Origin of the sequence: Echinicola strongylocentroti (genome assembly GCF_003260975.1) — a bacterium.
Taxonomy (GTDB): domain Bacteria; phylum Bacteroidota; class Bacteroidia; order Cytophagales; family Cyclobacteriaceae; genus Echinicola; species Echinicola strongylocentroti.
In genome coordinates this window covers 4,371,447-4,384,583 of record NZ_CP030041.1, presented here as the reverse complement: position 1 = coordinate 4,384,583, position 13,137 = coordinate 4,371,447, and the positions used below count along the sequence as shown (strand labels likewise).

The following is a 13,137-nucleotide window of genomic DNA, read 5'->3' as shown; positions in this document are numbered from 1 at the left end:
AGAAAGCGTATAATTAAAAAAACAATTAAAAAATTTTCAACCGACAATATTTCCCATGAAAAAGCAAAAGCCACTCAGCACTGGTCATTCCAGAAGAGAGTTTTTGAAAGGTGCAGCCACAGCCGCTGCAGGATTTTACTTAGTGCCACGACACGTCTTAGGAGGTCCTGGTTTCACTGCTCCAAGTGACAAGATCGTCATCGCCGGCATCGGTGCTGGGGGGAAGGGCCAAAGTGACATCAACTCCATGTACCAAAGTGGCCATGCTGAAATCGGCTACCTATGCGATGTGGACGACAGAAGGGCCGCCACTTCCCGCGAGCGCTTCCCAAAAGCCAAATACTATAAAGACTACAGGGAGCTTTTGGAAAAAGAACAAAAAAACATCGATGCGGTAACCATTTCCACTCCTGACCATAACCATGCTGTCATGACCATGGCCGCCATGCAGCTTGGAAAACACGTCTATGTCCAGAAGCCGCTTACCCACGACATCTACGAAGCCCGAATGCTCACGCAAGCGGCCGAAAAATACAAAGTAGTCACCCAAATGGGCAATCAAGGATCCTCAGGTGATGGCGTCCGTCGGATGGTGGAGTGGTACGATGCAGGACTGATCGGTGAAGCCACCAAGGTATGGTGCTGGACCAACCGGCCAGTATGGCCGCAAGGCATCCAATGGCCAGAACAGGGCACCACACCCCCAAAAGAACTTGACTGGGACCTTTGGCTAGGCACTGCTCCCTATAAAGAATATGTAGACAATCTCGTCCCGTTCAATTGGCGTGGATGGTGGGATTATGGCACCGGTGCCCTTGGTGACATGGCCTGTCACATCATGGAACCGCCCTTCAGAGCCCTAGACCTCGGCTATCCTACAGAAGCCGAATGTAGTGTTGGCTCTGTCTACGTAGGTGAATTCCAGCGCGGTTATTTCCCTGACGGATGTCCTCCATCCTCCCACGTCACCCTTAAATTCAAAATGCCAAGCGGCAAAGACCTGGAATTCCACTGGATGGACGGTGGTATCCAACCTACCCGACCAGAAGAGCTTGGCCCTAACGAACAAATGGGCGATGGCGGCAATGGCGTGATCATCGAAGGCTCCAAAGGCAAAATGATGTGCTCCACCTATGGCATCAACCCCATGCTGCTACCAACTTCCAGAGAGGATGGTAAAAAAGTACCAAAAACCATCCCTAGAGTTGAAAACGGTGACAATGGCCACTATGCCCAATGGGTAAAGGCTTGCGTAGCCGGACATGGCAGCAAGGAATTCAAAGAACTCAGTTCTCCTTTTTCTATTGCTGGACCACTGACGGAGTCGGTGCTTATGGGCAACCTTGCCATACGCAGCTATGACGTAAGAAAACCACGCGAAAACGGAGGCTATGATTACCCTGGCAGGGGAATCAAGCTGGTATGGGATGGACCTAATATGAAAGTAACCAACTTCGATGAAGCTAATCAGTTTGTGAAACGGGAATACCGAGAAGATTGGTCACTTGGTGTCTAACCCATAAAAAACCAAAAGCTGGCCTACATGGCCAGCTTTTTTCTTTTAAAAGGATAAAAGCTTAAAAAAATCACCTAACTTTAATATTAACCACATCCACTTTACATCCCCCATGAACATAAATTCAACCATAAAAACTAGAGAAAACTTCATTCACTTGATCAATGGAATGACCCTCGCCGAACTCAATGAAATCCCTACGGGATTTAACAATAACATCGTTTGGAATTTTGGACACGTCATAGTTACCCAGCAATTATTATGTTATAAACTATCAGGTCAAGATATGTTGGTTTCTGGTGAACTGGTAGAAAAATACCGTAAAGGCACCAAGCCTGAGGCCCCTGCCACCTCCAAGGAGATCGAAGAACTTAAAATATTAGCCCTGTCCACATTGGAAAGCTTCAAAAATGACTTTATGGCTGGCCATTTCAAGGAATTCAATGAATACACCACCAGCTTTGGCGCTACACTTAGAAATATTTCAGAAGCCGTGGAATTCAACAGCATCCATGAAGGCATGCACCTTGGCTATGCCATGGCCCAAAGGAAAGCGGTACGGGCCTAAATCCCCCTTATCTCCCCAGACTGTTCACTTATACAAGACAGTAAAAGTTTACCTTGTGAGGCATAGCTTCTATTTTGATCTGATCTGTCTGGGGCATTACTTCTCCATCAATCTGGAAATCTGCCCCCTCGGGGTTTTCAATCTCTGCCTTGTCAAAGCTCCTGGTCTTCACGTGGGCCACCTCTCCTAACCGGTCATTAAACATCGCCAATGAAAGCCCAATGATCTCTTCTAGCCCCTCAGGGTCAAGTGTCACCACCTCAAATTTACCATCCCCGACATTTCCAGTAGGATTGATCACAGCTCCAGTACCATACTTATTGCCATTGGCCACCACCAAGCTCTTGGCCTTCACCTTTTCTTCTATTCCATCAGCTTTGATCACAAAAGTATACTGCCTCATTTCCTTTAACTGCTCCAATGAGCTTTTGGCATACGCCAGCATGCCTCTATGCTGGAGGGCGGTTGATTTTTTTACCAGTCCGGCATTAAAGCCAAAATCGCTGAGATGAATGCACAGCTCGCCATTGATATCCCATAAATCTACCGCCTCCACTTTCCCTTTTTGGACAGCATAGCAAGCATCAGACACACCATGGATTCCAAATCCAGTGGCCAGGCCATTTGCCGATCCTAAAGGAATGATTCCCAACGGTAACTGAGCACCCAGAATCGCTGTCACCACCATTTTAATGGTACCATCTCCCCCTCCTACCAAAAGCCCATCCCACTGTTTTTCCTTGAGCATTTGCTGAATTTCCTTTGGATCATCGGGGCTTCCTGTGGTTTCCCATACCGTTATTTCGATACCATAAAGATTGTTGGAAAGGATATCCAACACCTCTTCCCGGTCAACCCCATCTCCTGAGATCGGATTAAGAATGTATAAAAACCGTTTTTTTGTCATAGTCAAGAAGGTATATACTCGTGTTGTCTTGCATGCCTAATGGCCTCTTGGGTCGTCTTCACAAAGACCATCTGAGCAGCATTCTCTATTTTCTTCAATTCCTCCACCAAGGTCTCCCGACTGCCCTCCTCATCGTCATCTACCTTCCGGATATAAACAGACTTTATCCTATCCGGATAGGACTTCACCACCTCTGCATACAGCTCGGGATCATGCTGCCCGCTGTCTCCAATTAGAAAAAAATGCATCCCTGGATACATGTCCAGCAGCATTCTTATCTTTTCCAACTTATGCTGGTGGCTACCACCTCCTGATTTCCAAATATTCTTCAAATTTAGATGGAGGTCTTGCAGTAGTATAGGCCCTGAAGGAATATTACGATACGCTAAAAAATCCTTGATCAAATCAAATAGGTTCCAATCACTGCTGGAAACGTAGAATATCGGATGTTTTCCATTCACGGTAAGCTCTCTATAAAACTCACTCACTCCTGGAAACGGCCTTCTGGTAAAAGCATTTTTGGAAACAGACAACCATAATTTTTTTCCTACATCAGTAGCATGAGAAACCAATACAGTGTCGTCTATATCAGAAATCACCCCTACAGGGTGCGTTTTGGAATACTGACTCACTTTAAGAAAATTATTTTTCTTTTCAGCGACCAGCCCCTCTTCCTCTACTAAGCTAAAACCAACCCTATGATCTTCCTCGGGATTTGGGCAGACCGTATTAAACTCACAATTGATAATCCCTTCCTCATCGCTATAGACTTCCTTTTGCTGGCCAAAATAAGTGACAATGACCTTGGCGTCGGGCACACTGCTGCCCGCATACCTCCTTAGCGCCGCAAAAATATTTTGCACACTACTATTTTTGGCCGAGGGCTTGCTTTGTCGATAGGCCTCTACCACACGCCCTTTTACATAAACACACTCCTCATTCCCAAAAGCATACAACGGTTCAATTTTTATCTGTCCTAGTTTACCTACTACCTTTTTCACTTTACCAAAAGTATAGCGAAAGGGAAATGTCAATATTCTTAAAATCATATTCCTATTCCTTTATTTCCTAGCATCAGTTAAACCCGGAATATGCATTAGCCTATCTACGCCACGGCGCACAGGTATTGCGTTCCCTAATGCATAAACCAGATTAAAAAAACGGTGTATTCACTGTCTCAACAATCGTCCCAAAGAAATTGTTATTCTAAAGATACCTTTATTTTTAATAAAAATAATCCGAACTTAATGACATCCAATGTTTCGTCCAAATAACCAAATAATTCATCTAGCAGACCGTCTTTACAGCTTGGATCCACAGGTATTCCACATAAAGGCGTCTTTGCCACAAGCAGGAATAAGCCCCAATGCGTTATCAAAAATATTCTTGATATTTTACCCCATCGATTTTGAAAAAACTTGCTTCCGTCTTAGATACCCCCATCAGGAGAAGGGTTTTCTGGCCTCCCTTTTTACTAATCCTGACTGCTGTAGGCACCAGTATTTTTAGCCCAGCGGTTTTTGAAAGCTCCCTTGACAGACTAAACACTTTTATACTAGACCACTTTTCATTGCTATTCTCCTACAGCTCCTTTGCTATGGTCATCACCTGCCTACTGATTGTTTTTTCACCACTGGGCAAGGTTCGCATTGGCGGCAAAGATGCCCGTCCAAAATTCAACCGGATAAGCTGGTTTTCCATTGTGCTCTGCACTACAGTCGCTGTCGGAATTCTCTTTTGGGGGAGTGCCGAACCCCTTTTCCATTTTCTTTTTCCTCCTTCCTTTACACCTTTTGAAGGTGGTGAGAAGGAGGCTGCTGCCTTTTCCATGGGCGCCATATTCTTACATTGGGGACTCACTCCTTACGCCATTTATGCGATCCCTGCGCTGGGCATTGCCTTGGCGATATACAATGCCAACCTAAAGTTCAGCCTAAGTAGTCCTTTGGCTCCCCTTCTTGGCCCATACGGCCGCACTAAACTGGCCAGCTGGATTGACATGATTTGTTTATTCGCCTTGGTGGCAGGAATGTCCGCTTCCTTGGGAGCGGGGATTTTAAGTATATCTGGCGGCATCGCTGACCAATGGCAAAGCCTTAATAGGGATATCCTATTACCCTTGGTCACCTTGGCTATTATCTGTTCATTCATTGTATCAGCTTCTTCCGGGATTGACCACGGTATCAAAAACCTTAGCCAGCTCAATTTTTCCTTTTTTGTAATCTTCAGCATCATCATCCTTTTTATTGGCCCCACTTCTGCCATCATGGAGGCAGCATATACTGGCGCAGGGAATTACCTGAAAAACGTGCTTCCTCTTAGCCTACAATGGGGAGACGTCCGCAATAGCGAGTGGACCCAGTCTTGGTCAGTCTTCAACTGGGCAAACTGGATGGCCTGGGCTCCCATCACCGCCTTATTTCTGGGCAAAATAGCCTATGGAAGAACCGTTAGGGAATTTTTACTTTTCACCTGGCTGTTACCGGCCTGTTTTTGTCTTTTCTGGATGAGTATTTTCGGAGGAAGCACTTTGTACTACGCCTCCCAGTCTCCTGAACTATTCAAGAACCTATTGGAAACTTCAGGACCAGAGTCCATCATCTATGAGGTATTTGGAAATATCGGCCACACAGAAATCCTACGCCCAGCTTTTGTCATTGCCATGTTCATCAGTTATGTCACTGCGGCCGACTCCAGCACGGAGGCAATGGCTTCACTGAGCATGAAAAAATTCTCCTTAGAGGATTTCGATTCGGACACTACCCTAAAAGTGGTATGGGGGATGCTGGTCGGCCTTTTGGCATGGATCATGATCACCTTTGCCGGTATAGATGGGGTAAAAATGCTTTCCAACCTCGGAGGCCTTCCTGCGCTATTACTGCTCACGGGCATTACCATCAGCCTCAACAAACTGATGTGGCATCCAAAGAAATACCTTAAAAGATGGTAAACATCCTACTTCACCATCAAAGCAAACGTGTCCTCCCTCCCCCCTGGACTAATGGTCTTCAGCGAGCATAAATCGGGTCAAAGGACACCTTGATCTCCAGAAAAATCACGCACTTGGGTCGTACCTGAGCTTTCCAGCAACATATAAATACAGCACTTTTGAATAGCGCAACATCACCGGTAACAGCAGGACATTGGCCACCGCTACCGATACCAAATAAACCCAAAGATCAGGGTCTCCAAAGAAAAAATTGAGAATGATCATCACATTGATCAACAGCCCCACGGACAATGCATAGCTGATGTACATGGCTCCATAATAAAAATCCGGCTCTGGCTCCAAAGAAACACCGCAATGCGGGCAGTGGGCATTGACCTTTGACAGTTTTCTAAAGCTAAAAAGCGAAACAGGAAAAACATTTCCTTTATGGCATTTGGGGCACTTTGCAGCCAAGATCGCAGCTCCTTTACTCTTCATATTCACCATTTTTTTTGCTGACACAAAGATAATAAAAAAGCCTATCATTCCCCTCTATTTCCAGCATCTCACCAAGGCAAACACATTTAGTATTAATTTCGTGTAGGGCAGCTATCATCCGTGCCGCTGGCACTCCTTCTGGAGGCTGATGAGTGCTTAACGTCCTGCGGATGAATCCCCAGGTTACTAAATTTATCGTGCCGCTGGCACTTTACCGCAGTTTGTACATTAGGAATAGCAGCAACCTCTCCCGGCAAATACTGAAAGAGCACGAGCATCAATTGGTCTAAAGGACGAATAATCCACCGCACCTATCTGCCCAAGTGGGGAGAATGGTTTAGATAAGTTTATGTGTATCCGTAACGCAACACTCAGTCTCATAGAAACGAAGTAGTCACTGAGAGTCCATTATTCGGCCTTTGGAGCATTCGGTTTTGGGACAGTTGATGGGGGCGTTAAGAAAATGAGTTAGCTCGTGCAGTGGACAAGCGAGATCCACTCATTTTTAGCCCATAGCAACTAGCACAAAATCAAATTAAGGCAACCGAATTCGTACTCGTAAACCTAACCACTTAATGCGAAGAATGCTCCATGGCCTAGATTTTTTGCCTACTTTTTCATCAATAGCCTGCCCCGAAAGCTTTCGGGGGAAAAAGTAGGAAAGTCCAATAAAGCATATGAAGCTAAATTCCATAGGAACGGCAGATATATTCAAACTGGGACACTTTTTTAAATGCGTTCGCCCTCAGCATCTCACCGAGCCCCCTTTCATTTCACCCCGCATTGAATTCGGGGTTTAAGTTCCAGTCATCTATCAGTGGGGCCTGCCTCGTCCATTATTACAAAAAAAGACAAGCTTTCGTGCAAATAAGGAGACTAGCAGCATTTCATTTTTAGGGGGTTATAAATAGTTTACAAAACAAACATTTTTTAGTTCATAAAATAAACCCATATATTTACACCATCAATATAAGGCACTCATAACCATGTACATCAATTGCCATTCCCACTTCAGTTTTCGATACGGAACCCTGTCCGTACAGGAGCTGGTAGAGCAAGCCCGAGCAAAAGGTGTTCGCTGTCTGGCACTTACTGACATCAACTGTACCGCAGCCGTTTATCCATTTATCAAAGCAGCAAAATCAGCTGGCATGCACCCAGTCATTGGCATTGACTTCAGGAACGGTATCCAACAGCAATACATCGGCTTGGCAAGGAACCATCATGGGTTTTGGGAAATGAACAAGCACCTATCTTACCATAAAAGAAAAAAAACAGCCATCCCAGAAAAAGCGCCTGAATGGCAGCACACTGCAGTCATCTATCCTTTTGGGCAAACCTATTTCGAATTACAATCCCATGAATACATCGGTATCCATCCCTACCAGATCAAAAAGGCGCTACGTTCCTCTTGGGCAGCACAAAAGCACCGCTGGGTCCTCCTGCAGCCTGCCACCTTCCACTCTCAACAATCTTTCAATATCCATCGTCTATTGCGCTGCATCGAGCTGAACACCCTCTTGAGCAAACTCCCAACATCGGAACAGGCAGATCTATCCGACCGATTTTACAGCACATTGGAATTAACAGAACGCTGCGATCAGCAGTATTGGTTGCTCCAGCAAACACAAGAACTGCTCGCAAGCTGTCATTTTGATCACGAGTACCGAAAAGTAGAAAACAAGGCCTCCCTCTTCGGCTCCTCCCAAGCAGATGTCAACAGACTACACCTGCTGGCCTATAAAGGTGCCCGACAGCGATATGGCAAGGTCCTTTCACCCACCCAAGAAGCCCGTATCCAAAAAGAACTGGACATTATCCAACAGAAGAATTTTGTCTCCTACTTTCTCATCAACCATGAAATCATAACTTATGCCCGACGAGAGGGCTTTTACTATGTCGGCAGGGGCAGTGGCGCCAACAGCATGGTAGCTTATTGCTTGTACATTACGGATGTGGATCCTATTGAACTTGACCTGTATTTTGAGCGTTTTATCAACCTGTACAGGTCCTCTCCGCCGGACTTTGATATTGATTTTTCCTGGCGTGATCGTGACCACGTCATTGAGCACATTTTCAACGAATACAACACTGACAGACACGAACATGTTTGCTTGCTAGCTACACACAACACCTTCCAAATCAATTCATCCATTCGTGAATTGGGTAAAGTTTTTGGCCTGCCCAAAACGGACATTGAAGCATTGATCAATCATGTATCCAAGCCAGGCAATTATATTCCTGACCGCATCGGCCAGCTAGTACTCAAGTACAGCCACCTGCTCCAAGGAATGCCCAGCCATCTCAGCATCCATGCCGGCGGTATCTTGATTTCCCAACACCCCATCCATTACTACACCGCTACCGACCTTCCCCCAAAAGGCTATCCCATTTCACATTTTGACATGGTCACGGCTGAAGAAATCGGTTTCGCCAAATTCGACATCCTCAGTCAGCGTGGACTAGGACATATCCGGGACAGCTTAGCAATCATCCAAAAGAACCAAGGCAAACATATTGATATCCACCGCATTGCTGACTTCAAAAAAGACACAAAAGTAAAAGAGCACCTAAGGAGAGGGCACACGATCGGTGCGTTTTACGTAGAATCCCCAGCTATGCGCATGTTATTGGCCAAACTTAAAGTAGATGAATACTTAGGGCTGGTAGCGGCCAGCTCCATCATCAGACCGGGGGTGGCACGCTCTGGTATGATGCGTGAATACATCCTACGCCATCGCACTCCGGATTTGCGAAAGTCCAGGGCGCACCCCATCCTTTACGACCTGATGCCCGAAACTTACGGCATCATGGTATATCAAGAAGATGTCATCAAAGTGGCCCACTATTATGCAGGATTGTCTTTTGACGAGGCGGATGTACTGAGGAGGGGCATGAGCGGAAAGTTTCGGTCCAGGGAAGAATTCACCAAGGTAAAGGCAAGTTTTTTTAAAAAATCCCTCAATAAAGGCCGTGACAAAAAAACCACAAATGAGGTATGGTATCAAATCGAGAGTTTTGCAGGATATTCATTTGCCAAGGGCCACTCGGCCTCATTTGCCGTAGAAAGCTACCAGAGCCTTTACCTGAAAGCCCACTTTCCTTTGGAATTCATGGTGGGAGTCATTAATAATTTTGGAGGGTTTTACAAAACCGAATTCTACATCAGGGAACTTCAATCCTATAATGCAGATGTCCAGCTCCCCCATATTAATGAAAGCGAACAACTCACCTCCATCAAAGGCACAACCGTTTACCTAGGCTTTATCCACCTAAAATACTTACAAAAAGAAATCACCAACAGCATCTTGCATAACCGCACCCTAGAAGGCCCATTTTCGGATCTCAGGGATTTTATCAACCGGGTAAGTATCAGTCTCGAACAATTACTGATCCTGATCAGGATAGAAGCCTTTCGATTTACTTCCAAAACCAAGCAGGCACTGCTGTGGGAAGCACATTTTATTACCAACAAACGAAAAAACAAGACGTCCACCAACCACCTTTTCCGCCAAATCAACCTCCGAGAACTCCAAGTTCCTCAATTAGAAACCAATGATCCACGGCAAGACATCCTAGACCAATTAGAAATCATGGAATTCCCAGTGGACGATCCCTTCCTATTGCTCAAAGAGCAACACTTCCCCTCCCAAAAAGCAAAGGACATTGGCCGCTTTGTCGGCAAGGAAGTCCAACTGCTCGGGTACCTGGTCACTGTAAAATATACCAGAACCGTCAAAGGTGATGTGATGAATTTTGGTACTTTCTTGGACAGGGACGGACTCTGGATTGACACGGTACACTTCCCGCCTATTGTCAAAAGATTCCCTTTGACGGGACGTGGCATTTATTTATTGAAAGGGAAAATCACTGAAGAATTTGACTTTTACACCTTGGAGATCACCAACTGCCAAAAACTGGCCTATTGGAATGCCGCCGATGACCAGCCTTCCTCTTCTACTACGCTCACGCCCATAAACCGCGTTAAACAAACTTAACTGGTCAGGACTTGACCTTCAATGCTTCTTGGTTGGTCACTGGATTGGCATACATGGAAAGAAAATTCTTCACAGCCACCTCATCCTGTAGATCTATCCCCTTGGCCATACGCGATTGAAATTCTTCACGTTCTTCCTTGGTATATTTATCACGGTATTGTTCTCCACCGTGATGTAGGTCATGCGCAATAAAATTGGTCGGCCACAACTTGTAGTTGGAGACAATTTTCTGATCTATTACTTCACACAGGTATTGGAATTGTTTATTGGCAGCCTCTCCGCTTTTGATGATTTTATCGATTTCCCCATCCAAGGGCTTATCCACATGGACGTGAATCCGCTTTTTTTGTCCCATGATCCCGTTAAGGATGGTATTAAAATCTTCATTTTCATGCTTTACATAAACTTCTGACCGGGATTTGGCCATTAGTTCAGGCATTTTTAGCACATCGGTGGGGTCGTATTCATAGGAGATAGACACTGGGACGATGTGTATTTTTTTGAAATATTCCATTTCCTTGACTTCTCCCCTCGCCATGGAAATCATCTTCAGCACCCCCTTTTGGGTAGCGTCATTTCCATCTTTGGTCCGTCCTTCCCGCTGCGCAATCCAAACGGACCTGTTTTCATGAAACAGCAGGTCTTGGATATATGCTGACATAAGCTTTGAGCTCTCCAATAATTCCCTGGCAGAAAGCCCTCGCTGCACCATAAAGTTACGCGTCAGACGAGACAAGGTCATCAGCAAAGGTCGCTTCACCAGATTATCTCCGATAGCAGAAGAAGTCATCATCAGCCCGTTATTAAAAAGGACATAATTAAGCAAAGATGTATCTAGAATGATGTCTCTGTGATTGGAGATAAATAAATACGGGACATGCTGATCAAGCTGATGCAACCCCGAATAGGTCAATCCTTGGCTACTCCGCTTCAGCACCATTTCAATGGCCGGATAGATGAAGTTAATCTGAAAATCACGAATAGAGTACGTTCTGTTCAGCTCCTTCTTCCATTCCTTTTCTTCCATTTCAGGAAACGTGAAGTTCATAATAGCTTTCATCATGGGATCATCACTGATCTCTCTGATGGCTTGATTCACTTCAGTATCATAAAACGGTCTTATATGATCAAAATTGGACATGTAGTTCTCATTTACTAAGCCGCAAAATACAAAAAATAAAGCGTTGGCAGACCATCAGTGCCAACTTTAGTTATCACTTAGCTAAGCTAAACATACAGGGATCCATAAAAAAAGCCATCTTTCGATGGCTTTTAGTTTATTTTTTTGTCCGGAAGTTCTTATCGTAGAGCTCCACACTCTCATTTACGATTCTCATGGCGTCTTCTTTTCCTAGGAAATCTTCTACTTTCACCTCTTTGTTTTCCAGCTTTTTGTAGTCCTCAAAGAAGCGGTGGATCTCTTTCATCAGGTAAGGAGGAAGCTCATCTATATCATTGATATAGTTTACTGACTGATCATCAGCAGCTACAGCGATGATCTTATCATCAGCCTCACCACCATCGATCATCCTCATTACACCGATCACTTTTGCTTTTACCAAAGTCATGGAAGGAATATCGATCTGGGACATGATCAATATGTCCAATGGATCATGGTCTTCACAAAAAGTCTGAGGGATAAAGCCATAGTTTGCAGGATAATGAACAGCAGAAAACAAAACCCTGTCCAACATCAGCATGCCGGTCTTCTTATCCAGCTCATACTTTCCTTTACTGCCTTTGGGAATCTCAATGATGCCTTGTACATACTCAGGAGCATCTTCTCCTATCTGGACATCATGCCATGGATTAATCATATTAAAAACTTTTTTACTTTTTATTGCAAAATTTTACGGATGGCAAATTACTGCCATTTACGTAGTTAACAAAACAAAAAAAGCTGAATTTATTATATTTTTTAACAGCGCTGTCATATTGGCTTATGTTTTGCCGTATAGGTATTAAAACTAACTACTAGATATGAAAAAAGTACTTTTAATTATCGCAGTGATCTGGACAGGGTGCACCACTGTCAATGCCCAGTCAAAAGCCAGTGAACATCATATTGCAGTAACCGGAAAAAGTGAAATCTCCATCAAACCTGATGAAGCCATCATCAATGTAAGACTAAAAAACAAGGCAATGAAAGCATCTGATGCTTCTGCTATGCTCAACAAAAAAACCAACGAAATCGAAGCTCAACTTAAAAACAGCAAAGTCAAAGATTACGAATTGACCACCAGCAACTACACTGTAAACGTCAACAGGATTTATACCAAAGGTACAAGTAAAGACAGCGGATATGTAGCCAGCCAAAACCTAAAGGTCACGCTCTCCAATCCCCTTGAAGACTTGGTCAAGGTGGTCGAAGTCTTAAATAAAAATGAGAAAATCATGTTTGACGTCAATTTTTCCATCTCCGAAAAAATGGCCGAAAAATACGAAGCCCAACTTCTTGAAGAAGCGCTGCACGATGCAAGGGAAAAGGCTGAATTGATCGCTTCCACCATGTCACTGGACCACCTCTCTGTTGCCAGTATCAATTATTCCTCCAATACCCCCATCACATTTCCCCGTCCCGTTCAAATGCAATACATGAGGGTGGAAAAAAGCATGGCTGCTGACCAGGAGCCATCATTTTCACCTGAAGAACAGAAGCTCACTGACGAAGTCAATGTTATATTTAGTTTTGGAGATTAATCGTCCTTATTTTAAAAGCCC

10 protein-coding genes are annotated in these 13,137 nt (G+C 44.6%); 5 read left to right on the top strand and 5 right to left on the bottom strand.

Annotated elements, in window-relative coordinates; translation table 11 throughout:
* Positions 1–55: 55 nt before the first annotated feature.
* Both DN752_RS17035 and DN752_RS17030 read left to right on the top strand, forming a co-directional pair.
* On the top strand, positions 56–1,516 hold the full coding sequence (locus tag DN752_RS17035) for a Gfo/Idh/MocA family protein (RefSeq protein WP_112785071.1): 1,461 nt from the start codon (positions 56–58) through the stop codon (positions 1,514–1,516).
* A 112-nt stretch (positions 1,517–1,628) separates the two neighbouring features.
* Positions 1,629–2,084: a DinB family protein gene (locus DN752_RS17030; protein ID WP_112785070.1), complete on the top strand. Its 456-nt coding sequence runs from the start codon at positions 1,629–1,631 to the stop codon at positions 2,082–2,084.
* Positions 2,085–2,112: 28 nt separating this feature from the next.
* Here DN752_RS17030 and DN752_RS17025 read toward each other — a convergent pair whose 3' ends face one another.
* Together DN752_RS17025 and DN752_RS17020 are read right to left on the bottom strand one after the other, a co-directional pair.
* Positions 2,113–2,991 (bottom strand): diacylglycerol/lipid kinase family protein, encoded by an 879-nt coding sequence (locus DN752_RS17025; protein ID WP_112785069.1) that lies wholly within the window; start codon positions 2,989–2,991, stop codon positions 2,113–2,115.
* Positions 2,992–2,993: 2 nt separating this feature from the next.
* Complete coding sequence (locus DN752_RS17020) at positions 2,994–4,040, bottom strand: App1 family protein (protein ID WP_112785068.1); 1,047 nt, start codon at positions 4,038–4,040, stop codon at positions 2,994–2,996.
* Between the two features lie 359 nt (positions 4,041–4,399).
* Here DN752_RS17020 and DN752_RS17015 point away from each other — a divergent pair, with 359 nt between their 5' ends.
* The gene (locus DN752_RS17015) at positions 4,400–5,941 is read left to right on the top strand and encodes a BCCT family transporter (RefSeq protein WP_112785067.1); all 1,542 of its coding nucleotides are present in this window, start codon (positions 4,400–4,402) and stop codon (positions 5,939–5,941) included.
* 105 nt (positions 5,942–6,046) lie between these two features.
* Here DN752_RS17015 and DN752_RS17010 read toward each other — a convergent pair whose 3' ends face one another.
* Positions 6,047–6,418, bottom strand: a complete 372-nt coding sequence (locus tag DN752_RS17010; RefSeq protein ID WP_245949277.1) for a DUF983 domain-containing protein — start codon at positions 6,416–6,418, stop codon at positions 6,047–6,049.
* 986 nt (positions 6,419–7,404) lie between these two features.
* Here DN752_RS17010 and DN752_RS17005 point away from each other — a divergent pair.
* A complete protein-coding gene (locus DN752_RS17005) occupies positions 7,405–10,416 on the top strand; it encodes a DNA polymerase III subunit alpha (RefSeq protein WP_112785065.1) in 3,012 nt (1,003 codons plus the stop codon).
* 4 nt (positions 10,417–10,420) lie between these two features.
* On the opposite strand, the gene DN752_RS17000 is transcribed toward DN752_RS17005, so the two are convergent.
* Together DN752_RS17000 and DN752_RS16995 are read right to left on the bottom strand one after the other, a co-directional pair.
* Positions 10,421–11,557 carry a 1-acyl-sn-glycerol-3-phosphate acyltransferase gene (locus DN752_RS17000; protein WP_112785064.1) on the bottom strand — a complete coding sequence of 379 codons (1,137 nt, stop codon included), beginning with the start codon at positions 11,555–11,557 and terminating at the stop codon, positions 10,421–10,423.
* A gap of 136 nt (positions 11,558–11,693) precedes the next feature.
* Positions 11,694–12,233: an inorganic diphosphatase gene (locus tag DN752_RS16995; protein WP_112785063.1), complete on the bottom strand. Its 540-nt coding sequence runs from the start codon at positions 12,231–12,233 to the stop codon at positions 11,694–11,696.
* A 163-nt stretch (positions 12,234–12,396) separates the two neighbouring features.
* Between DN752_RS16995 and DN752_RS16990 the strand changes: the two genes are divergently transcribed.
* On the top strand, positions 12,397–13,116 hold the full coding sequence (locus tag DN752_RS16990) for an SIMPL domain-containing protein (protein ID WP_112785062.1): 720 nt from the start codon (positions 12,397–12,399) through the stop codon (positions 13,114–13,116).
* Positions 13,117–13,137: the final 21 nt, after the last annotated feature.

Excerpts from the sequence above, each read along its gene's own strand:
- DN752_RS17020 (WP_112785068.1), bottom strand. The coding sequence starts at position 4,040 with ATGATTTTAAGAATATTGACATTTCCCTTTCGCTATACTTTTGGTAAA.
- DN752_RS17000 (WP_112785064.1), bottom strand. The coding sequence starts at position 11,557 with ATGTCCAATTTTGATCATATAAGACCGTTTTATGATACTGAAGTGAAT.
- DN752_RS17010 (WP_245949277.1), bottom strand. The coding sequence starts at position 6,418 with ATGAAGAGTAAAGGAGCTGCGATCTTGGCTGCAAAGTGCCCCAAATGC.
- DN752_RS17035 (WP_112785071.1), top strand. The coding sequence starts at position 56 with ATGAAAAAGCAAAAGCCACTCAGCACTGGTCATTCCAGAAGAGAGTTT.
- DN752_RS17005 (WP_112785065.1), top strand. The coding sequence starts at position 7,405 with ATGTACATCAATTGCCATTCCCACTTCAGTTTTCGATACGGAACCCTG.
- DN752_RS16990 (WP_112785062.1), top strand. The coding sequence starts at position 12,397 with ATGAAAAAAGTACTTTTAATTATCGCAGTGATCTGGACAGGGTGCACC.
- DN752_RS17025 (WP_112785069.1), bottom strand. The coding sequence starts at position 2,991 with ATGACAAAAAAACGGTTTTTATACATTCTTAATCCGATCTCAGGAGAT.
- DN752_RS16995 (WP_112785063.1), bottom strand. The coding sequence starts at position 12,233 with ATGATTAATCCATGGCATGATGTCCAGATAGGAGAAGATGCTCCTGAG.
- DN752_RS17030 (WP_112785070.1), top strand. The coding sequence starts at position 1,629 with ATGAACATAAATTCAACCATAAAAACTAGAGAAAACTTCATTCACTTG.